Genomic DNA, 21,648 nt, shown 5'->3' with positions numbered 1-21,648 from the left:
CGTCTTGCGACACCACCGCTCAGCGCACTTTGACTTCGGCCAGTTCCTTGCCGTCCGGCCCCATCACGTGGGTCGAACAGGCCAGGCACGGGTCGAAGCTGTGCAGCGTGCGCAGGATTTCGACCGGCTCTTCGGCGCGCTCCACCTTGGTGTTGAGCAGCGAGGCCTCGAAAGCCCCGATGTTGCCCTGGTTGTCGCGCGGCGACCCGTTCCAGGTGCTGGGCACGACGCACTGGTAGTTGTCGATCTTGCCCTTCTTGATGCGAATCCAGTGGGCGAGCGCACCGCGCGGCGCTTCGGAGAAGCCCACGCCCTTGACTTCGTCGGGCCAGGTCGAGGGATCGAACTTGGCGGTGTTGGCGGTCGCCGTGTCGCCCGCCTTGATGTTGGCGATCAGCTTGTCGAGGAAGTACTTCTGCTTCTCGGCAGCCCACTGCGCCTCAAGCGCGCGCGCGGCGGTACGGCCCAGCGTCGAGAACATCGCTTCCATCGGCACGTCGAGCGCGCGCAGCAGGCCATCGACCTGCTCCTTGATGTCTTCGCGGCCCTGCTGGTAGCCGATGATGTAGCGCGCAAGCGGCCCCACTTCCATCGCATGGCCGCGCCAGCGCGGGGCCTTGATCCAGCTGTACTTGGCGCTTTCGTCGAGTTCCTCGATGCGGGTCGAGGTGCCCTTGGCGTTCTTGCCCAGTTCGTAGTGCGGCTCGGTCACGCCGTCCCACGGGTGGAGGCCCTTGCTCTCGTCCTCGTACTTGTACCAGCTGTGCGGCACGAATTCCTGGATCTGCTCGGGATCGGCGAGATCGACCGGGTGGATCTCGGACAACTTGCCATTGATGATCGCGCCGTGCGGCATCAGCAGGTTCGACGGGCTGTAGTCGTTGGCCTTGTCGGGAATGCAGCCATAGGCCATCAGCGACTTGTTGGCGATGCCGCCACCATAGAGCCAGTCCTTGTAGAACCCGCCGATGGCGATCACGTCGGGCACATAGACGTTCTTCACGAAGTCGATGCAGCGCTGGGTGATCGAGATCACGTAGTCGAGGCTCGCCATGTTGATCGGCGCGCCCGCGGCCATGTCGCCATCGAGGTTGATGGCGCAGGGAACCCCGCCCACCAGCCAGTTGGGGTGGATGTCCTTGCCGCCGAAGATCGTGCGCACGCGCATGATTTCCTTCTGGAAATCGAGCGCTTCAAGATAGTGCGTGACGGCCATGAGGTCGGCTTCGGGGGGAAGCTTGTAGGCCGGGTTGGTCCAGTAGCCGTTCTTGAAGGGCCCAAGCTGGCCGCTTTCGACGAACTTGCGCAGGCGCGTCTGCACGTCGCGGAAATAGCCGGGCGACGAATTGGGATGCGAGGGCGAGACGCTCTGCTGGAGAACGCTGGTCGCCTTGGGATCGGCCTTGAGCGCGTTGACCGGGTTCACCCAGTCGAGCGCATGGAGGTGGTAGAAGTGCACCAGGTGGTCATGCACCTGAAGCGAGAGCTGCATGATGTTGCGGATCGAGTTCGCGTTCTCGGGAATGTCGATCTTGAGCGCGTTTTCGACCGCACGGACGCTGGTGAGCGCGTGGGTGCCGGTGCACACGCCGCAGATGCGCTGGACGAAAGCCCAGGCGTCGCGCGGGTCGCGGCCCTTGAGGATCACCTCAAGCCCGCGCCACATCGTGCCGGTCGAAACGGCGTTGCGAATGATGTTGCTGCTGTCGATGTTGACTTCGCAGCGCATGTGCCCCTCGATGCGGGTGACCGGATCGATGACCAGTCGTTTGCCGCCATTGTCGAGGGTAAAGCCGTTGGGGGTGGCAAGCGTCGTCATCAGTCCTGTCCCTCGAAATCGTGGGTTTTCGTGCCTTCATGGGCCGCATCATCGGCGGCGGGAGGCGTCATGTTGCGGGCCGCAGCGTTTTCGCGCGCGTGCTTGACCGCCGTGACGGCGGCATGGGCGGCCGTGGCCAGCCCCACCGTACCGGCCGCCGCGACACCGATGGTGTCGGCATTGCCCTCGATGCCGAAGCCCGAGACGGTTTCGAGGCGGTTGTAGAACGAGCCCTTGTCCCAGAAGCCGTCTTCCGAGCAGCCGATGCACGGGTGCCCGGCCTGGATCGGGAACGAGAGACCACCGTTCCAGCGCACCGTCGAGCAGGCGTTGTAGGTCGTCGGGCCCTTGCAGCCGACCTTGTAGAGGCAATAGCCCTTGCGCGCGCCCTCGTCGTCGAAGTGCTCGACGAACTGGCCCGCGTCGAAGTGCGGGCGGCGATAGCACTTGTCGTGAATGCGCTGCGAATAGAACATCTTGGGGCGCCCCTGAAGGTCCAGCTCGGGGAAGCGCTCGAAAGTGAGAATATAGGCGATGACCGCGGTCATCACTTCGGCGATCGGCGGGCAGCCGGGCACCTTGATGATCGGCTTGGCCGGAAGGCCGGGCACCTTGTGGATCGGGGTGGCCTGCGTGGGATTGGGCCTCGCGGCCTGAACGCAGCCCCAGCTCGCGCACGAGCCCCAGCTGATGATCGCCTTGCAGTGGTCGGCGGCTTCCTTGAGCTGCTCAAGGAACGGACGCCCGCCGATGATGCAGCTCATGCCTTCCTGGTTGAGCGGCGGATTGCCCTCGACCGCGAGGATGAAGTTGCCATCGTACTTCTCGATGGTTTCCTTGACGATGGCTTCGGCCTGGTGGCCGGCGGCGGCCATCAGCGTGTCGTCATAGTCGAGCGAGATCATCGAAAGGATCACGTCCTTGGCCAGCGGATGGCCCGAACGGATGAAGCTTTCCGAGCAGCACGTGCATTCCAGACCGTGCATCCACAGCACGGGAATGCGCGGCTTGGTCTCCATCGCATTCTGGATTTCGGCGGCATAGGCGGGCGGCAGGCCAAGCGCCGCGGCGGTCAGGCTACAGAATTTGGTGAAGCTGCGCCGGGTGATGCCCTGTCGGCGCATCACGTCATAGAATGTCTCGGTGGCCATGCGTACCTTTCCTCGCACGGCGGGCCTCAGGGGAGGATTGGCGGCCCGCTCCATGTCTTCGATTGACAGAAGTCAAAGCAATTGCCGTGCCAGATGCGCCCAAGCCCGGAACTTGGCCGATGCGCTGTTGCAAAACACTCTCAGTTGATCACCTTCCTTCCACCACCGGCAAGCAACCTTCCATGCCCGGCTCCCAGTGCGCCCGCCCCCGGAAAGACCGTGACCGGCCCGTTACAAACGCGACCGGCCCCGCCAAAACTGGCGTTCCAAAACAGAAACCTGGCCCCTTCATGCAAAAAGAGCGCGTCCCCCATCGCAGGGGAACGCGCTCTTTTTGATGACGGAGCAGGGGCGCACCGGTCAGGACCGGCACGCACCCCGCACCGGAATTACCGGAGGTCGAGAACCACGCGACCTTCGATCTGGCCCTTTTCCATGCGCTCGAACACTTCGTTGATGTCTTCGAGGCGGGCGGTCTCGACCGTCGCGCGGACCTTGCCGTCCGCCGCGAAAGCCAGAGATTCCTGGAGGTCAAGGCGCGTGCCCACGATCGAACCACGCACGGTGATGCCGTTGAGCACGGTGTCGAAGATCGGCAGCGGGAAGTCGCCCGGCGGCAGACCGTTGAGCGCGACAGTACCGCCGCGCGCAGCCATGCCCAGCGCCTGTTCGAAGGCCTTGGGCGAAACCGCCGTCACCAGCACGCCCTGTGCGCCGCCGCAATGGGCCTGCACGAAGGCCGCCGGATTTTCCTTGAGCGGGTTGACGGTCAGTTCGGCGCCCAGACGCGTCGCCAGTTCGAGCTTGGCATCGTCGACATCGACCGCAATCACCTTGCGGCCCATGGCCTTGGCATATTGCACCGCGAGGTGCCCGAGGCCGCCGATGCCCGAGATCGCCACCCAGTCACCCGGCTTGGTGTCGGTGACCTTGAGGCCCTTGTAGACGGTCACGCCCGCGCACAGAATCGGCGCGACTTCGACCAGATCGAGGCCAGCCGGAACGTGGCCGACATAGTCCGCCGCCGCCAGCGCATATTCGGCGAACCCGCCATTGACCGAATAGCCCGAGTTTTCCTGCTCGTGGCACAGGGTTTCCCAGCCGCCCAGGCAGTGCGTGCAGTGGCCGCAGGCCGAGTGCAGCCAGGGAACGCCGACCAGATCGCCTTCCTTGACGTTGGTCACGCCGGTGCCCAGCGCCACGACATGGCCGATGCCTTCATGGCCGGGAATGAACGGCGGCTTGGGCTTGACCGGCCAGTCGCCATGAATGGCGTGAAGGTCGGTATGGCAGACGCCGCACGTCGCGATCTTGACCAGGATCTGTCCGGGGCCCGGGGTGGGCACGGGCACTTCCTCGATCACCAGCGGCTTGCCGAATTCGTGCGCCACCGCGGCTTTCATCATCTTCGTCATTGCAGCATCTCCATTGCCCTGCATTGAAACTGTAAATGTACATCCGAAACGGACAAAACATTGGGATCCGTCAACGACCGGCCCCTCGCCTGCCTCCCTCCGGCTTGAATCGCGCCAGTTCCCGGTTCACTCCGGCGGTTCAGTCCATCGCCCCGAAGGCGCCAGCGCGAAAATCGGCGTAAGCCTGGTGAATTTCCCCGACCGTGTTCATCACGAACGGCCCATGCGAAACGATCGGTTCGACGATGGGCGCAGCGTGGCCGAACAGGATCACGCTGTCTTGCTGCGCAGCAATCGTGACCCGCGCGCCGGGCGTCAGTTCGACGAGGTGGAACGCACGCGCGCTCTCGCCCTCAACCACGACCTCGCCCGACACGACGTAGAAAAACACATCACGCCCGGCGAGCCCCTCGAACACGAGCCTCCCGCCCGCCGCGATGGATGCAAACGTCATGAACACGCCGGTCAGCGAGTCCACCGGCCCCGTCATCCCGCCGCGCGTGCCGGACACGAGATGGACTTTCGCCCGCCCCTCATCCTCGACAAGAACGGGCACCTGATCGGCCTGAACCCCGACATAGCGCGGCGTGGTCATCTTGAGGCGCGCGGGCAGGTTCACCCAGAGTTGCAGGATTTCGAGCGGGCCGCCCTTGCGCTTGAAGTCCTCCGACGAGATCTCGGCATGGATCAGCCCGCTTCCCGCCGTCATCCACTGGACGCCGCCCGCATAAATCGTGCTTTCGTGGCCGCCGGTATCGCGGTGGGTCAGTTCGCCTTCGAGAATGAAGGTCACCGTCTCGAAACCGCGATGGGGATGCGGCCCGAACGGCAGCCCCCGGTTGGGCGCGCCATAGACCTGCGGCCCATGGTGGTTGAGGAACAGGAACGCCCCCAGATTGGGCAGGGCCGGTCCGGGCAACGGGCGATGGGTGACCAGATCGCCGATGTCGTCACGCAGGGCCGGATGCAGCCGGTGGATTGTGCAGGGAATATCCATGAGGGAGGCGGTATGACCTTGTTTCAATGAAGCATCCGATGACAACGGCTCATTCCCCGGAGGGATGCCCGGCCTGCCACGCCGCGAAGTCGGGCCGCTCGAACTGGAGCGAGGCGTCGTTCCGGGCATACCAGCCGCGCCCGTGCATCCGCGCCACCAGATCCATCGCCATCGTATCGACATGAAGGCGCGCGGGATCGACAAAACGGTCGGCGATATGGAAACGGAGCACTTGCCCCAGAACCACCGTGGTCTTGCCCGCCTCGGTCGCCTGGAACAGCCTGCACTCCATGGCCACCGGCGCGCTGGCGATGCGCGGGGGCGCCACGAGGCTGGAGGGCACCAGATCGAGCCCGGCATGGGCCGCCTCGTCAAAGCCGGGCGGGGCATCGATGGCGGTGAAATTCATCAGCGGGGCATCGGCCTGCGACACCAGGTGGACGACGAATTCGCCGGTTTCGAGAATGTTGGCGGCGGTGTCCTTGTGGGCGCCATCCGGGCGGCGCATCAGCCCCATGGCCAGAAGCGGCGGATCGGCCGAGACCATGTTGAAGAAGCTGAAGGGCGCGGTATTGCACGCCCCCTGCCGCGACAGACTGGTGATCCAGGCAATCGGGCGCGGCGTGATCGAGGCGCTCATCAGCTTGTAGCGGTCCGCCCCGGACAGGACAGAAAAATCGAACTCCACGGACCAAAAGCCTCCATCGCCCCTGCGTTGCCAACAACTCTGGCCCGACAGAAGGCGCGCCGTTGCGCCACCTGCCGGGCAAGAGCTAGGCACGGGGAACGAAAAGACAAGGGCGCGCAAGATGTTGCACAGCCCCTCCTGTCTTCAGAACGAAACACGTCCCTTCAAAAAGAAGCTGCGTCCGGGCTCGGGATAGCCATCCGCGAGCGAATAATTGTCGTCAAACAGGTTGCGCACCCCCAAACCGAGCTGCAAACCCTTGCGCACGGTGTAATCTACTGAAATATTTCCCAGAACATAGGACCCGGTGCGCAAATAGGTATTTTGCGAGGTGACCAGCGGCGACCACTGGCTTGACGCGACCGCAATGTTGGGCATCACGTCGAGCCCGGCCAGCGGAGTCCAGCGCAGATAGGCAAAGCCCTTGTGCTCGGGCACCCCGGTCAGCATGAAATTGGGCACCCGCGTCGTCGCCTCGGCAGCCGTGATCGTGAAATCGCGGTGGGTCCAGGTGTAGTTGCCGCCCAGTTCGAGCGAGGGCAGAAGCTTCGCCGAGACATTGAGTTCGAGCCCGTAGTAATCGCCATCGCCCAGATTCTGGCGCTGCATGGTGGTGCCGGTGAAGCCCTCGGGCTGCACGGCGACAATGGCATCGGCGACATGGCTGTAGAACGCCGCGCCCTCGACATTGACCCCGCCAAAATCGTGGCTTGCGCCCAGATCGACATTGGTCGCCCGCTCAGCCTTGAGCGTGGGGTTCGAGGCCGCCGTGCCGAACTGGGTGCTGAAACGCTCGAACAGGGTGGGAAAGCGCACGCGCGAGGACACGCTGCCATGGACCCGTGTGGCCCGGTCAACCGTCCAGACCAGCTGCGCCTGCCCGTTGAGCGCGCCGTCGTTACGCAGCGGATAGTTGATCAGCGCGCCATTGGCATAGTCCTGCGCCTTGATCAGGTTGCGCCAGTCGTAGCTGCCACCCAGCGTCAGTTCGACCGCAGGGGTGATCGACAGATGGTTTTCGAGCGCGAGGCTCCAGGTGTCCTCGCTCGTCACCTGCTGCGGCTCGGTCGCGCCCGAGGGGAAGCCCTGCTGCCACTCGATATGCCGGTCGCGGCGATAGAACAGGGCAAGGCTCAGCTTGTCTGCCGGGGTCAGCGCCACGTCGAGTTCGCCCGATCCGCCCCAGGCCTTGTCGGCATAATAGCTGTTGAACGCATAGCCGCGCGTCTGCGTGGTCTGGGTGATGCCATCCCACGACGAGAGCAGGTTGTCGAACGAGTTGAGATAGGCTCGGGTCTTGAAGGTCGCCTTGTCGCCCAGCGCCGTGGTCGAGAGGAAATAGAGGCTGTCGATGTTCCAGTAGGGCCAGGTCCAGTAGCGCTGGCTCGACGCCAGACTGGTGACCGGCAGCGGCGCGTTCTTGTCACCTTCCTGACGGGTGTAATTGATGCTGTATTCATCGGTCGCATTGGGGGTGAAGCCGATCTTGGCGTTCACGCGCCAGTCGCCGCTGCGCGAAAAGGCACGGTGCCCTTCGGGCTGGGGCGATCCGGCGACGGCGCGATAGCCGCCCGCCAGATCCCAGTGATCGGTGAAATTGCGCGCGATGGAGGCTTGCGCATACCACTTCTCGTGCGCCGTCCCCAGCCGGGCATAGACCGAATAGCCGCCATATTCGCCCTCGTGGCCAAGGTTGAGCTGGCCACCGGCCTCCCCCTCGAAGGCGCGGGTCGGACGCGAGGTGACCAGATTGATCGCCCCGCCCATCGCGCCCGGTCCGTTGAGCACCGAGGCATAGCCCTTGGCCACCTGCACTTGCGCAATGTCGGTCGTCAGGAAGCGCCCGAAGTCGAGCCGGTTGTCGGCGGGCAGGTAGACGCGGATGCCATCGATCGAGAGCGGCACCTGAAAGCGGTCGAACCCGCGCACGAAGATCAGCCGTTCGTTGCGCGTACCCCCGCTGTTGCCCCCGGTCACACCGGGCAGGAGGTTGACCGCATCGTCGAGCGTGACGCGGGCAAAGGCGCGCATGGCCGCCGCGGTCAGGGTCTCGCTGCCGATCTGTGGCCCTTGCGGCGCGGTCGCGGTGACCACGATCTGGCCCAGCGCGAAAGCCTTTCCGTCGGTCGCCGCCGAGGCGGCATCATCGGCCCCAGTCGCCGACTCAACATCCGACCCGGTATCCGGCGCCATGTCGGCGCGCGCCTGAACGATACCCGGCATGGCGAGGCTGGCGCAGATCGCCAGAGACGCGAATTTCATGAAAGCCCCCTCATGTTATGGTCATTCGGCGCAAGCACATGCTATATCCCGCAATGCATAGCAATCTGCTATATTCCAAGAAACACAGCAAGCCGAAGGACCACCATGCATCCCCCCAGCCATGCCCTTCTCCGCCTGTCCGCCTCGGCGCTGGCCACGTTATTGGCGCCATGGGCCGGCCTGGCCATGGCGCAGGACATGCCCGCCACCACGCCTGCCCCGGCGCCCGCCTGCGCGGCTGAACCGGCCGCCCCGCCGCCCGCCTTCGCCGCGTGGAGCAATGCCACCGCGATGGACGCCGCCACCGACGAACCCGGCCTCGCCATGGCCTCGCTCGCGCCGGGTGAGGCCGAAAAGCTGACCCTGCGCCCCACGCCCGACGTGCATTACCTGCTCCGCCCCGAAAAGCCGGGCGGGACGGTCAGCTTTGGCGGCATGGTCCGCCTTCAGGTCGCCAAGGCGGGCACCTATCGCGTGGCGCTCGGCTCGGGCGCGTGGATCGACCTGCTGCGGGCGGGCAAGCCGCTGGTCTCGGCAGCCCATGGCCACGGCCCGGCCTGCACCGGCATTCGCAAGATCGTCGATTTCGCGCTCGATGCAGGCGATTATGTCCTGCAAGTCGCCGCCAATGGCACGCCCGAGGTCACCGTGCTGGTCGTGCCGCAGGACTGACTTCCCATGCGCCTCGCTTCATTCTCGCTCGCCGCACTGGCAGGCGCCCTCGTGCTCGCGCCCCGTGGCGGGCAGGGAACGCCGGTTCCCGCCCCCCATTCTCTTGTGGCCGCGCGCGTCGAACTGGGGCGGCGACTGTTCTACGACGCCGATCTCTCGGCCAATGGCACGATGGCCTGTGCCACCTGCCATGAACAGCGCCACGCCTTTGCCGATGGCAATACCACCCATCCGGGCGTGACGGACGAACCCGGCCTGCGCAATGTGCCCGGCCTCGCCAATGTCGGGCGCTTTGCCCGCCTGACCATGGCCGATCCGGCGATGACCACGCTCGAACGGCAGGTCGAAACGCCGTTGTTCGGCACCCATCCGGTGGAAATGGGGATGAAAGGCCGGGCGAGAGAATTTGCGCGACGCCTGGGCGGACAGGCCTGCTACAAAGCGATGTTCGCGCGCGCCTTTCCCGCGCAGCAAGGCCGGATCGATACGGGCACCCTCGCCCTCGCCCTCGCCGCGTTCGAGCGCACGATCACCGCAACCCGTGCCCCCGTGGATCAGGGGCCCCTGCCCCCTGCCGCAAAGGCGGGCAAGGCCCTGTTCGCGCGCCACTGCGCGGCCTGCCACGCCGGGCCGGACTTCACCGACTTTGCCTATCATCGCATCGACCTGACGCCCGATCAGGCCGAACGCGGACTGATGGACGCCACCGGACGCGAGGCCGACCGGGGCGCCCTGCGCACCCCCTCGCTGCGCAATGTCGCCCTTACCGGCCCCTGGTGGCACGATGGCAGCGCGCCGAGCCTTGCAAGCGCGATTGCCCGCCACCACCTTGATCTCGCGCCCGGCGCCACCGCGCCGCTGATCGCCTATCTGGACGCGATGACCGATCCGACGCTGATGACCCGCGCCGATCTGGACATGCCCGCCACGGCCTGTGGGCAGCCGCTATGACAAATCCTCATGCCACGATGAAAATCACATAGTGGTGTGACATCCTGCTTGCGCATCACATTCCGATGTGACAAACGGCACCCATGTCCACTGACCTCATCGAACGCGTCCGCAAGCTCGTCGTCGAGGGCGGCATGTCGCGCGCCGGGCTCGCCCGCGCCGCCGGCCTCCACGCCAACACCTTGCGCGAATGCACCTCGCCCGGCTGGAACCCCACCGCCGACACCCTCGCCAAGCTCGAACGCGTGCTTTCCGAAGGCGACGAAGGCCCCGCCATCGCCACCATCGAGGAAATCATAGAGGAAGCCCGCAACGGGCGCATGTTCATCCTCGTCGACGACGAGGACCGCGAGAACGAGGGCGACCTCATCATCCCCGCGCAGATGGCCACGCCCGATGCGATCAACTTCATGGCCACCCACGGGCGCGGCCTGATCTGCCTGACGCTCACCCGCAGCCGCGTCGAGGAACTCGGCCTCGAACTGATGAGCCGCCACAACGGCACCCGCCACGAAACCGCCTTCACCACCTCGATCGAGGCCCGCGAGGGCGTCACCACCGGCATTTCCGCGCACGACCGCGCCCGCACCGTGACCGTCGCCATCGATCCGTCCAAGACCAAGGCCGACATCGTCACCCCCGGTCACATCTTCCCGCTGATCGCGCGCGACGGCGGCGTTCTCGTCCGCACCGGCCATACCGAAGCGGCGGTCGACATCGCGCGGCTCGCCGGGCTCAACCCGTCGGGCGTGATCTGCGAGATCATGAAGGACGACGGCACGATGGCCCGCATGGACGACCTCGTCCCCTTCGCGCGCCGCCACGGCCTCAAGATCGGCACGATCCGCGACCTGATCGCCTATCGCCGCCGCCACGACCATCTTGTCGAGCGCATTGCCGACGTGCCGTTCACCTCGGACTATGGCGGCGACTGGCGCGTGCTGACCTATCGCAACAAGGTCGACGGCACCGAAAGCCTCGTCCTGCAAAAGGGACAGGTCGAAGCGGGCAAGCCCACGCTCACCCGTGTCCATTCGTTCTCGGCGCTCGACGACCTGCTCGGCCGCCCCGGCGCGCGCAAGCGCACGCTCCAGCGCGCGATGGACGAGATCGGCCGCGAGGGCGCAGGCGTGATCGTGCTGCTTTTCCCCAGCGCCGACAGCGACCCCCTGCGCGGCGGCGCGCCCAAGGAAGACATGGACTTGCGCGTCTATGGCATCGGCGCCCAGATCCTCGCCGACCTCGGCATCCAGGACATGATCCTGCTCACCAATTCCCACCGTACGCTTGTCGCGATCGAAGGCTATGGGCTGACCATCGCGGGCGAACGCCCGATTCCTGCGGAGTAAGTCTCTTGGCCAAGTTCCTCATCGTCGAAGCCCGCTTCTACGACCACCTCAACGACAAGCTGGTGGCCGGCGCGCGCGCCGCGCTCAAGGCAGCGGGCCACAAGGCCGAAGTCATCACCGTGCCCGGCGCGCTCGAAATCCCCGCCGCCATCGCGCTGGCCGAAGGCAGCGGCGACTATGACGGCTATGTCGCCATCGGCGTGGTGATCCGGGGCGAAACCTACCACTTCGAGATCGTCGCGGGCGAAAGCGCGCGCGGGATCATGGCGCTGACGATGGACGGCATCGCCATAGGCAACGGCATCCTGACGGTCGAGAACGAAGAGCAGGCCCTCGTCCGCGCCGACCCGGCCCAGAAGGACAAGGGTGGCGAAGCGGCCAAGGCGGCTGTCGCGCTCTACGACCTCAAGCAGAAGTTCGGCTGAACATCCCAGCCTGCAAGCGCATGAAAAAGGCCGGGTGGTTTCCCACCCGGCCTTTTTTTGCGTCCTTGATCCGAAAAGATCAGATCAGGCGGCCAAAGCAGCCCTTGCCCGCATAGCGCGCGGCCAGGCCCAGTTCTTCCTCGATGCGGATGAGCTGGTTGTACTTGGCAAGCCGGTCCGAACGGGCGAGCGAGCCGGTCTTGATCTGGCCGCAGTTGGTGGCAACCGCGAGGTCGGCGATGGTCGCGTCCTCGGTTTCGCCCGAACGGTGCGACATGACGGCGGTATAGCCCGCGCGCTGCGCGATGCTCACGGCTTCGAGCGTTTCGGTCAGGGTGCCGATCTGGTTGACCTTGACCAGCAGCGAGTTGGCCAGACCCTTGCCGATGCCCATCTGGAGGCGCTTGGGATTGGTCACGAAGAGGTCGTCACCCACGAGCTGGACGCGCTTGCCGACCTTGGCCGTCAGCGCGGCCCAGCCTTCGAAGTCGTCTTCGCTCATGCCGTCCTCGATCGAGAGGATCGGATAGGCGTCGCACAGCGCGGCAAGATAGTCGGCCATGGCTTCGGGGCTGAGCGAGAGGCCTTCGCCGCTGATCTCGTACTTGCCGTCGCGGAAGAATTCGGTCGCCGCGCAGTCGAGCGCGAGCACCATGTCCTCGCCCGGCTTGAACCCGGCCTTTTCGATCGAAGCCATCACGAAGTCGAGCGCGTCGCGGGTGCTGGCAAGGTTGGGGGCAAAGCCGCCTTCGTCGCCGACCGCGGTGGCCAGACCCTTTTCATGGAGGCCCTTCTTGAGGGTGTGGAACACTTCCGCGCCCCAGCGGACGGCTTCGGCCAGGCTCGGCGCGCCGACCGGCATGATCATGAATTCCTGGAAGTCGATCGGGTTGTCGGCATGTTCGCCGCCGTTGATGATGTTCATCATCGGCACGGGCAGGACATGGGCCGAAACGCCGCCGACATAGGAATAGAGCGGCAGGCCACGCGCATCGGCAGCCGCCTTGGCCACGGCCAGCGAGGTACCCAGAATGGCGTTGGCGCCGATGCGGCTCTTGTTCTCGGTGCCGTCAAGCTCGATCATCGCCATGTCGATGTCGCGCTGGTCTTCGGCGTCGAGGCCGAGCAGGGCTTCGGCGATCTCGTCGTTGACGGCTTCGACCGCCTTGGTCACGCCCTTGCCCAGGAAACGGCTCTTGTCGCCATCGCGCAGTTCGACGGCTTCGTGCGCGCCGGTCGAGGCGCCCGAGGGCACGGCAGCACGGCCAAACGAACCGTCATCGAGAAGAACGTCGACTTCGACAGTGGGATTGCCCCGGCTGTCCAGGATTTCGCGGGCGTGAATGTCGATGATCACGGTCATGGAATCGGCTTCCTCTTTGCTTTCGGGTATAGGGCTTTCAAGTGCAGGCTCACCCTTAAACCCGCTTCGGGCAGCGAACGACGGCATAAGTTTCTCTGAACTCCGGCCGGCTTGGCCGGCTCCTATCGGCTGGAACCTTGCCAAGCAAGCCGCGTTGGCTTGTAAGAGGCCGAGTTGCGACAAATAATGGTGCAGCGCAGCGCAAGATGTGCCACCGCAGCGCCATGCCCGTCCATGCCGGTGCCCGGCAGGTCATTGTTGCACACGAATTTTCGATTCCGGCAGGCCGCCCTGCCCAGAGAGAAAGGAATTCTCATGGCCGACTCCGAACCTGAAAACGCGCTCGCCACAACAGGCGCCGTGACCGGAAGTGGCCCTGGCACTGCCCTGACCCCGGCCCCGACTCCCGCTCCAGCCCCCGCCACCGCATGTGGCAAGGCCCGCGAGATGGTGGGCGGCATCGTGGACAAGGCCGCCGACACCGCCATCGACTGGACCGAGGAAGCCAAGGCCATCGCCATCGAGGTCAAGGATGTCGCCATCGACAAGGGCGCCCACTTCGCCCACGAGGGCAAGGCCTATGCCAGCGACGCGCTTGCCTATGTCGGCCAGGCCCTGGCGGGCGTGACCGAGACGCTCGACCAGAAGTTCGGCGTGAAGTACGGCGACATCGCCCGCACGGCGGCCCGCTCGGCCGAGGAAAGCGCCGACAAGCTCGCCTCCAGGGACTTTGCCGAACTGGGCGAGGATATCAAGGATCTGGTCCGCGCACGGCCCGTCGCCGCGCTGGGCGTGGCCGCTGTCGCCGGCTTCCTCGTCGCCCGGATGTTCCGCAGCAAGCCGCAAACTGAAACCGCACAGGCCGAAGCGCCCGAAGCCAAGGCTGCCGATGCCAGCCAAACCCCTGCCGCCCCCGAAGCGGAAGCCGACAAGAATGCCTGAGGCCATGATTGCAATGCAAAAGACCACACTCGCGGGGGTTGCCCGCGCATGACCCAGGCCACTGAACCCGAGGCACAGCCCCGGCAACCGGACACGCAGGACGCCCCCGCCTCGCTGGCAGACCGCATCCGCGCGATCATCAGCCATGGCGAGGAAGTCTTCTCCGCCGAGATCGCCCTGCAAAAGGCACGCGCGGGCATCCTCGCCAGCCGTGGCAAGCGCGTGGCCATCGGCCTCGTTCTGGGCGCCGTGTTCGGCGCCCTGCTGGCAATCGCGCTGGTGGTCGGCCTGCTGCTCGCGCTGGCCCCGCTGATCACCCCGTGGGGCGCGCTGGGCGTTGTCGGGCTGGCACTGGCGCTGATGGCGGCGCTGAGCCTGCTGGTTGCCCGCCACGCCTTCAACGAGGCACGTGACCTGCTGCTGGGCCAGCGTAATGCCACCAAGGACAATCTGGACACCACCGGGAAGGAGGCTGGCCAATGAGCATCGAGCAAACCCTGCGCGAAGCCGAAGCCGAACGGGCCCGCGCGTGGCAAGGCCTGCGTGACGAAGTGAGCAGCCTGCGTCAGGACCTGACCGACCGACCGATCCCCCAGCGCCTGCGCGAACGCGCGATCGACAAGATGGTCGACGCCATCGACGGCGCGGGCACGATGGTTCGCGACAATGCCCCCGCGCTGGGCACGACGCTCGCCCTGCTCGCCGGTTGGTCGCTGCGCCGCCCGCTCCTGCGCGCGGCAGGCTGGCTGTGGGAACGCCGCCCCTTCGCCAAGCGTTGACACGACAAAGCTCATCCGGAGATTCATGGTGACCGAAGAAACCCCGACCACTGGCCCGACCACCTCTATCGTGCCGACCTCGCCCACCGGCGACACCCGCGCAGTCGAACCCACCCCCATCGAAAAGGCCCGTGCCAAGGCCGCCGAACTGGGCGGCAATGTCCGTCAGGCTGTCGAGCAGCATCCGATGGCCGCCCTTGCCGGTGGCCTTGCGCTTGGCCTCGTGGTGGGCGGCGCCATTCTGGGTGGCCGTGCCATGCGCCGCCGCAAGGCTTCGCCCATCGCCGCGGCAGCAACTGCCGCAGGCCTCGGCAAGAAGGCCACGGCCCTCGCCGCCTTCGCCGCCGACGTGGCGAGCAGCTATGCCCACAAGGCGGGTGACGCGGGCCGCGAAGGCATTCACAAGCTCGAAGACCTGAGCCACGACACGGGAGCGCGCCTGCACGAACGTTCGGTCGAAGCCCGCAAGATCGCGGGCGAACTGGCCGAAGTGGCCACCCACGCCGCGCGCGACGCTGCCGAATTGGCAATCTCCCGCGCGAGCGAACTGGCCGCCCGCCTCAAGCACTGATATCGTTTCTCATTATACAGCCGGAAGGCCAAAAGGTCAGATTTTCGCAAGCGGCGGCGCGCATCTTGCAAGCCATCCGATGCCTGCCCCCTTGCGAACCGGGCCATATTTTGCCATCGGCATGGCTGCATCCCCCAAGGAAGGGCCACAATGCAGAAACTCCATCTTGTGATGGGCGGCCGGGTCAAGGACCCGCAGACCCTCGAATTCGTCGATCTCAAAGCCATCGATCTCGTCGGTGTCTACGAAGACTATGCCTCTGCCGAAGAAGCCTGGCGCTCCGCTGCCCAGCGTACGGTCGATGATGCCGAAATGCGCTATGTGGTGGTCCACCTCCACAAGCTGCTCGATCCGGCCCAGCCCGAAGACTGAGCTGTCCTTCACGGACATGAAAAAGGCCCCGGAAACATCGGTTTCCGGGGCCTTTTTGCGTTCTGTCGAAACGAGATCAGATGAACTCGATCTTCTGGACGAGGTAGCACTTGTCGCCCGAAGGAACCGTCACTTCGACCTCTTCGTCGACCTTGCGGCCGATCAGCGCGCGGCCCAGCGGCGAGCTGTAGCTGATCCGGCCACGCTTGGCATCGGCCTCGGCCTGGCCGACGATCTGGTAGCGCACGGGCTTGTCATCGTCGTCGAGCAGGGTCACCGTCGCCCCGAACACGATGCGATCGCCCGAAAGCGTCGTGGGGTCGATGATGTGGGCGCGGCTGATCTTGTCTTCCAGATCGGCGATCGTCGCCTCGACCTGGCCCTGGCGTTCCTTGGCGGCGTGATATTCGGCGTTTTCCGAAAGATCGCCGTGGGCACGCGCTTCCTCGATGGCATCGACGATTCTGGGACGCTCATCGCGCAGCAGCTTGAGCTCGGCGGTCAGCTTTTCGTAGCCTTCCTGGAGCATCGGCAGCTTTTCGACACTGGCCATCCGTAGTCCTTCTCTTTCCATTCCCTGCCCCGGCAGCGGGCACACAGGAAAAACGTTCCCCTGCCAGACCGGTCAAACCGGCCTGGCCCTCATTGGCCGCTGCGGAAGGGGAACACAAATGCGGTCAACGATAATAGTCTTGCAGCGGCTTCACTTCAAGTTCGGCACTGCGCAAAGCCTCGATCGCTTCGGCCGCGGCCACCGAAGCGGTGGCGGTGGTGAAGTAGGGCACCTTGCCATTGAGAGCCGACCCACGGATCGATTGCGAGTCCTTGTGGCTCTGCCAGCCTTCGGTGGTGTTGAAGATCAGGGCAATCTTGCCGTCGATGATGCGGTCGACGATGTGCGGACGGCCTTCGGCCACCTTGTTCACCAGTTCGACCTCGACGCCCTCGGCCTTGAGGAAACGCGCGGTCCCGCTCGTCGCGACAATCTTGAAGCCCATGTTCGCCAGCTTGCGCACGCCGGGCAGGACGACCGCCTTGTCGGTATCCTTGACCGAGACGAACACCGTCCCTTCGAGCGGCAGGCGCATGCCCGCACCCAGCTGGGCCTTGGCAAAGGCCACCGCAAAGTTGCCGTCGATGCCCATGACCTCGCCGGTCGACTTCATCTCGGGCGAAAGCACCGGATCGACGCCGGGGAAGCGCGCGAACGGGAACACCGCTTCCTTGACCGCCATATAGTCGATGTCACGGCGGATTTCCGGCAGGTCGGCCAGACGCTCGCCCGCCATCACGCGTGCGGCATACTTGGCCACCGGCTGGCCCACAGCCTTGGCCACGAAGGGCACCGTGCGGCTGGCGCGCGGGTTCACCTCGATCAGGTAGACCTCGCCATCCTTGACCGCGAACTGGATGTTCATGAGGCCGCGCACGCCCAGCGCCTGGGCCAGCAGGACGGCCTGACGCTCCATTTCGGCGATGATTTCGGCAGGCAGGTTGTAGGGGGGCAGCGTGCAGGCGCTGTCGCCCGAGTGGATGCCCGCTTCCTCGATGTGCTGGAGCACACCGGCCACGCGCACGGTCTCGCCATCGGCCAGCGCGTCGACATCGCATTCGATGGCGTCGCGCAAGTACTGGTCGATCAGCACCGGGCTGTCACCCGAGACCTTCACGGCAGTCGTGATATAGTCTTCGAGCTGGGCCTGGCTGTCGACGATTTCCATCGCACGGCCACCGAGCACATAGCTCGGACGCATCAGCACCGGGTAGCCGATGCGGCTGGCCACCGCGATGGCTTCCTCGCGGCTGCGGGCAATGCCGTTGGCCGGCTGGCGCAGCTTGAGCTTCTCGACCAGAGCGGCAAAGCGCTCGCGGTCTTCGGCAAGGTCGATGGCGTCGGGCGACGTGCCCAGGATCGGGATGCCCGCGTCTTCGAGCGCCTGTGCCAGCTTGAGCGGGGTCTGCCCGCCAAACTGCACGATCACGCCGACCAGTTCGCCGTTGGACCGCTCGATGTCGAGGATTTCGAGCACGTCTTCACCGGTCAGCGGCTCGAAGTACAGACGGTCCGAGGTGTCGTAGTCGGTCGAGACGGTTTCGGGGTTGCAGTTGACCATGATGGTCTCGAACCCGGCTTCTTCCAGTGCAAAACACGCATGGCAGCAGCAATAGTCGAACTCGATCCCCTGGCCGATACGGTTGGGACCGCCGCCCAGGATCACGATCTTGCGACGGTCGCTGGGGGCCGCCTCGTTCTCCGGCTCGCCGAACAGGCCGCCTTCGTACGTCGAGTACATGTAGGGCGTAACCGCCTCGAACTCGGCCGCGCAGCTGTCGATGCGCTTGAACACCGGGCGCACACCCAGCTTGTGGCGCAGCGCGCGCACTTCCGCTTCGCTCGTCGCGCCGGCCATGGCCGTCACGATATCGTGGACGAGGCCCGAGCGCGCATGGTTGGCGCTGCCCTTGAGGTGGGCCGAACGCACCGCCAGCTTGGCGAGGCGCTTGTCCGAGAAGCCCATGGCCTTGACGCGGCGCATGCCCTGCGCCGTGACGGGCAGGCCATTGGCGATGATGTCCTCTTCCTCGGCGATGATCTCGGCGATGTGACGCAGGAACCACGGCTCGTACTTGGTGACGGCGTGAACGTCCTCGACCGAAAAGCCCTCGCGGAAAGCCTGGCCGACGACGAGCAGGCGCTCGGGCGTGGCGCGGCTGAGCGCGGCGTTGATCTCGTCGCGCGAGGCGCCTTCGAGTTCGTCGTAGCGGTTGAAGCCGTCGAGCCCGGTTTCGAGGCCGCGCAGCGCCTTCTGGAGCGATTCCTTGAGGTTGCGGCCAATCGCCATGACTTCGCCGACCGACTTCATCGCCGTCGAGAGCAGCGGCTCGGAACCCTTGAACTTTTCAAAGGCGAAGCGCGGGATCTTGGTGACGACGTAGTCGATGGTCGGCTCGAAGCTGGCAGGCGTCGCGCCGGTGATGTCGTTGGTGATCTCGTCGAGGGTATAGCCGACGGCCAGCTTGGCCGCGACCTTGGCGATCGGGAAGCCGGTGGCCTTCGAAGCGAGCGCCGAAGAACGCGACACGCGCGGGTTCATCTCGATCACGATCAGGCGGCCATCCTTGGGATTGACCGCGAACTGTACGTTCGAACCGCCTGTTTCCACACCGATTTCACGGAGCACCGCGATCGATGCATTGCGCATGATCTGGTATTCCTTGTCGGTCAGCGTGAGCGCCGGGGCCACCGTGATCGAGTCGCCCGTGTGCACGCCCATCGGATCGACGTTCTCGATCGAGCAGATGATGATGGCATTGTCGTTCCGGTCACGGACGACTTCCATCTCGTATTCCTTCCAGCCGAGGAGCGATTCCTCGATCAGGACTTCGGTCGTCGGCGAGGCTTCGAGACCGCCGCGCACGATCTTGATGAACTCGTCCTTGTTGTAGGCAATGCCGCCGCCCGTGCCGCCGAGCGTGAAGCTCGGACGGATGATCGAGGGCAAGCCCGTGGTTTCGAGCACCGCGAGGGCTTCCTCGACCGTGTGCGCCACGCCCGAACGCGCCGATTCGAGGCCGATCTTGTCCATCGCATCGCGGAACTTCTGGCGGTCTTCGGCCTTGTCGATGGCTTCGGCATTGGCGCCGATCATGGTCACGTCATACTTTTCGAGCGTACCATCCTGCGCGAGCGCGAGCGCGGTGTTGAGCGCGGTCTGCCCGCCCATCGTCGGCAGCACAGCGTCCGGGCGCTCCTTGGCGATGATCTTGGCGACGACCTCGGGGGTGATCGGCTCGACATAGGTGGCGTCGGCCATTTCCGGGTCGGTCATGATCGTCGCCGGATTGGAGTTCACCAGGATGATGCGGTAGCCCTCTTCCTTGAGCGCCTTGACCGCCTGCGTGCCCGAATAGTCGAACTCGCAGGCCTGGCCGATGACAATCGGCCCGGCGCCGATAATCAGGATCGAGGAGATGTCAGTGCGCTTGGGCATACGAGGGCCTTTATTCTTGGTTCTTGCGACCGCCGTGCCGGGCACGGCTTGAAGTGTTCAATGGTTTTTCAGCGTTTCCGGGCGGTTAGCCCAGCATTCCGACAAACTTCTCGAACAAGTAGAAACTGTCTTGCGGTCCGGGCGAAGCCTCGGGGTGATATTGCACGCCAAAGGCCTTCTTGCCCGCAATGGCGATGCCGCAGTTCGAACCGTCGAACAGCGAGACATGGGTCTCGATCACGGTTTCGGGCAGCGCGCCGGGGGTGTTGTCGATGGCAAAGCCATGGTTCATCGAGGTGATTTCCACCACGCCATCGTCCTTGCGCTGGACCGGGTGGTTGGCGCCGCGATGGCCCTGGTTCATCTTGGTCGTGCGCGCGCCAGCGGCAAGGCCGAGCATCTGGTGGCCAAGGCAGATCCCGAAGATCGGCATGTCAGCGGCCAGCAGTTTCTGGATCACCGGCACGGCATAGGCGCCCGTCGCCGCCGGATCGCCCGGCCCGTTCGACAGGAACACGCCCGCCGGCTTGAGCGCGAGGATCTCTTCGGCGGTCGTCTTGGCCGGAACCACCGTCACATCGGCGCCTGCGGCGACGATATTGCGGAAAATGTTGTCCTTGGCGCCGAAATCCATCGCCACGACATGCGGGCGGCCAGAATCTCCGGGGGCGGTTCCCTCGGGAAGGGTATAGCCCTCGCCCAGATGCCAGAGCGAGCCTTCCCACTCTTCGCGATCCTTGCGGGTCACGGCAATGGCAAGGTCGAGGCCTTCGAGGCCCTGCCAGGCGCGCGCCTTTTCCAGCAGCGCGGGCAGGTCGAACGTGCCTTCGGGGTTGTGCGCGATGACCGCGTTGGGCGCGCCCGACACGCGGATGCGGCGGGTCAGCGCGCGGGTATCGACACCCGAGATGCCGATGCGCCCTTGCGCTTCCATCCAGGCCTGGAACGTGCCCTGGGCGCGGAAATTGGCGGGTGCGGTCACGTCTTCGCGGACCACGCAGCCCACGGCGCCGGGGACGCCATGGCTTTCCATGTCTTCCGCGTTGGTGCCGACATTGCCGATGTGGGGGAACGTGAAGGTCACGATCTGCGAGGCATAGCTCGGATCGGTCATCACTTCCTGATAGCCGGTCATGGCGGTGTTGAAGCACACTTCGCCGACGGCTTCGCCCACGGCGCCAAATCCGCGGCCCCACGCGACTTGACCATCGGCAAGCACGAGAACACCCGTGGCTCCGTCAGGTTGGGGCGCAAGCGAAAAGGCGGGGTCGGCCATGATGTGGGGTCGCTCCGTTGGCAGGGGGAATAACGATGTTGCTAAGAGCCGCCCGCTAAGCCCCATTCCTGCCAGCGTCAACCTAGCGGTGCGAGAAAGTTTGTCCTAGAGCGATTCCTTTGCCGCCACATGACGGCCCCACCCCACAGGAACAATGACATGATCCGCGACACGATCAAGGCTGCGCAAGTGGCTTCCATGAAGGCCGGCGACAAGAGCCGCCTGGCTGCCGTCCGCCTGATCCTGGCCAAGCTCAAGGACAAGGACATCGAGCTGCGCACCGCCGCCACTGTCCCCGACGACGACGCGCTGGTGATCGACGTGCTCCAGAAGATGGTCAAACAGCGCCGCGAATCGATTGCCCTCTATGTGCAGGGCGGTCGCCCCGAACTCGCCGAAGTCGAGCAGGCCGAACTGGCCGTGATCGAGGAATTCCTTCCCGCCCAGCTCTCGGACGAGGAAGTCTCAGCCCTGATTCTCGGCATCAAGGAAGAACTGGGCGCCACCGGCATGAAGGACATGGGCCGCGTCGTCGCCCAGCTCAAGGCCCGCCACGGCACCCAGATCGACATGGGCAAGGCCAGTGGCCTGGTGAAGGCCGCGCTCGCCTGATCATGATGCGCG

General features: G+C 65.2%; 20 protein-coding genes. 10 read left to right on the top strand and 10 right to left on the bottom strand.

Annotated features, from left to right (window positions below; genetic code table 11):
• Positions 1 to 19: 19 nt before the first annotated feature.
• The 6 genes from SBI20_RS00725 to SBI20_RS00700 form a co-directional block, all read right to left on the bottom strand.
• The gene (locus tag SBI20_RS00725) at positions 20 to 1,819 is read right to left on the bottom strand and encodes a nickel-dependent hydrogenase large subunit (RefSeq protein WP_317973224.1); all 1,800 of its coding nucleotides are present in this window, start codon (positions 1,817 to 1,819) and stop codon (positions 20 to 22) included.
• Complete coding sequence (locus SBI20_RS00720; protein WP_317973223.1) at positions 1,819 to 2,970, bottom strand: hydrogenase small subunit; 1,152 nt, start codon at positions 2,968 to 2,970, stop codon at positions 1,819 to 1,821. The genes SBI20_RS00725 and SBI20_RS00720 overlap by 1 nt, the downstream gene beginning before the upstream one ends.
• Positions 2,971 to 3,359: 389 nt before the next feature.
• Positions 3,360 to 4,385 carry an alcohol dehydrogenase AdhP gene (gene adhP / locus SBI20_RS00715; RefSeq protein WP_317973222.1) on the bottom strand — a complete coding sequence of 342 codons (1,026 nt, stop codon included), beginning with the start codon at positions 4,383 to 4,385 and terminating at the stop codon, positions 3,360 to 3,362.
• Positions 4,386 to 4,524: 139 nt separating this feature from the next.
• The gene (locus tag SBI20_RS00710) at positions 4,525 to 5,382 is read right to left on the bottom strand and encodes a pirin family protein (RefSeq protein WP_317973221.1); all 858 of its coding nucleotides are present in this window, start codon (positions 5,380 to 5,382) and stop codon (positions 4,525 to 4,527) included.
• A 49-nt stretch (positions 5,383 to 5,431) separates the two neighbouring features.
• Entirely contained in the window at positions 5,432 to 6,070 is a 639-nt protein-coding gene (locus tag SBI20_RS00705) for a flavin reductase family protein (protein ID WP_317973220.1), read from the bottom strand.
• Between the two features lie 144 nt (positions 6,071 to 6,214).
• Positions 6,215 to 8,332 carry a TonB-dependent receptor plug domain-containing protein gene (locus tag SBI20_RS00700; protein WP_317973219.1) on the bottom strand — a complete coding sequence of 706 codons (2,118 nt, stop codon included), beginning with the start codon at positions 8,330 to 8,332 and terminating at the stop codon, positions 6,215 to 6,217.
• A 105-nt stretch (positions 8,333 to 8,437) separates the two neighbouring features.
• Between SBI20_RS00700 and SBI20_RS00695 the strand changes: the two genes are divergently transcribed.
• From SBI20_RS00695 to ribH, 4 genes are all read left to right on the top strand, one after another.
• The gene (locus SBI20_RS00695) at positions 8,438 to 9,004 is read left to right on the top strand and encodes a hypothetical protein (protein ID WP_317973218.1); all 567 of its coding nucleotides are present in this window, start codon (positions 8,438 to 8,440) and stop codon (positions 9,002 to 9,004) included.
• Positions 9,005 to 9,010: 6 nt separating this feature from the next.
• On the top strand, positions 9,011 to 9,955 hold the full coding sequence (locus SBI20_RS00690; protein WP_317973217.1) for a cytochrome-c peroxidase: 945 nt from the start codon (positions 9,011 to 9,013) through the stop codon (positions 9,953 to 9,955).
• 83 nt (positions 9,956 to 10,038) lie between these two features.
• Positions 10,039 to 11,304, top strand: a complete 1,266-nt coding sequence (ribB, locus tag SBI20_RS00685; RefSeq protein WP_317973216.1) for a 3,4-dihydroxy-2-butanone-4-phosphate synthase — start codon at positions 10,039 to 10,041, stop codon at positions 11,302 to 11,304.
• 5 nt (positions 11,305 to 11,309) lie between these two features.
• Positions 11,310 to 11,729 (top strand): 6,7-dimethyl-8-ribityllumazine synthase, encoded by a 420-nt coding sequence (gene ribH, locus SBI20_RS00680; protein WP_317973215.1) that lies wholly within the window; start codon positions 11,310 to 11,312, stop codon positions 11,727 to 11,729.
• A 79-nt stretch (positions 11,730 to 11,808) separates the two neighbouring features.
• Here ribH and eno read toward each other — a convergent pair whose 3' ends face one another.
• Positions 11,809 to 13,092 carry a phosphopyruvate hydratase gene (gene eno, locus SBI20_RS00675; RefSeq protein WP_317973214.1) on the bottom strand — a complete coding sequence of 428 codons (1,284 nt, stop codon included), beginning with the start codon at positions 13,090 to 13,092 and terminating at the stop codon, positions 11,809 to 11,811.
• A gap of 315 nt (positions 13,093 to 13,407) precedes the next feature.
• On the opposite strand from eno, the gene SBI20_RS00670 reads away from it, so the two are divergent.
• The 5 genes from SBI20_RS00670 (at position 13,408) to SBI20_RS00650 (ending at position 15,756) form a co-directional block, all read left to right on the top strand.
• On the top strand, positions 13,408 to 14,034 hold the full coding sequence (locus SBI20_RS00670) for a hypothetical protein (RefSeq protein ID WP_317973213.1): 627 nt from the start codon (positions 13,408 to 13,410) through the stop codon (positions 14,032 to 14,034).
• A gap of 48 nt (positions 14,035 to 14,082) precedes the next feature.
• Positions 14,083 to 14,517 carry a phage holin family protein gene (locus SBI20_RS00665; RefSeq protein ID WP_317973212.1) on the top strand — a complete coding sequence of 145 codons (435 nt, stop codon included), beginning with the start codon at positions 14,083 to 14,085 and terminating at the stop codon, positions 14,515 to 14,517.
• Positions 14,514 to 14,813 carry a hypothetical protein gene (locus SBI20_RS00660; protein ID WP_317973211.1) on the top strand — a complete coding sequence of 100 codons (300 nt, stop codon included), beginning with the start codon at positions 14,514 to 14,516 and terminating at the stop codon, positions 14,811 to 14,813. Before SBI20_RS00665 ends, SBI20_RS00660 begins: the two co-directional genes overlap by 4 nt.
• 25 nt (positions 14,814 to 14,838) lie before the next feature.
• On the top strand, positions 14,839 to 15,384 hold the full coding sequence (locus tag SBI20_RS00655) for a hypothetical protein (protein WP_317973210.1): 546 nt from the start codon (positions 14,839 to 14,841) through the stop codon (positions 15,382 to 15,384).
• Positions 15,385 to 15,534: 150 nt separating this feature from the next.
• Positions 15,535 to 15,756, top strand: coding sequence for a DUF4170 domain-containing protein (locus tag SBI20_RS00650; RefSeq protein ID WP_317973209.1), 222 nt, complete (start codon positions 15,535 to 15,537; stop codon positions 15,754 to 15,756).
• 76 nt (positions 15,757 to 15,832) lie between these two features.
• Here the strand turns inward: SBI20_RS00650 and greA are convergent, their stop codons facing one another.
• The 3 genes from greA to carA all read right to left on the bottom strand — a co-directional run bounded on the left by greA (position 15,833) and on the right by carA (position 21,024).
• Positions 15,833 to 16,309: a transcription elongation factor GreA gene (gene greA / locus SBI20_RS00645; protein ID WP_317973208.1), complete on the bottom strand. Its 477-nt coding sequence runs from the start codon at positions 16,307 to 16,309 to the stop codon at positions 15,833 to 15,835.
• Between the two features lie 124 nt (positions 16,310 to 16,433).
• A complete protein-coding gene (gene carB / locus SBI20_RS00640) occupies positions 16,434 to 19,748 on the bottom strand; it encodes a carbamoyl-phosphate synthase large subunit (RefSeq protein ID WP_317973207.1) in 3,315 nt (1,104 codons plus the stop codon).
• An 85-nt stretch (positions 19,749 to 19,833) separates the two neighbouring features.
• Positions 19,834 to 21,024, bottom strand: a complete 1,191-nt coding sequence (carA, locus tag SBI20_RS00635) for a glutamine-hydrolyzing carbamoyl-phosphate synthase small subunit (protein ID WP_317973206.1) — start codon at positions 21,022 to 21,024, stop codon at positions 19,834 to 19,836.
• A gap of 159 nt (positions 21,025 to 21,183) precedes the next feature.
• Here carA and SBI20_RS00630 point away from each other — a divergent pair, with 159 nt between their 5' ends.
• Positions 21,184 to 21,636 carry a GatB/YqeY domain-containing protein gene (locus SBI20_RS00630; RefSeq protein WP_317973205.1) on the top strand — a complete coding sequence of 151 codons (453 nt, stop codon included), beginning with the start codon at positions 21,184 to 21,186 and terminating at the stop codon, positions 21,634 to 21,636.
• Positions 21,637 to 21,648: the final 12 nt, after the last annotated feature.

The sequence above is a fragment of the Novosphingobium sp. IK01 genome (assembly GCF_033242265.1).
Lineage (GTDB): Bacteria > Pseudomonadota > Alphaproteobacteria > Sphingomonadales > Sphingomonadaceae > Novosphingobium > Novosphingobium pituita.
The sequence above is the reverse complement of the archived record's forward strand: the minus strand, read 5'-3'. Positions and strand labels throughout refer to the sequence as shown.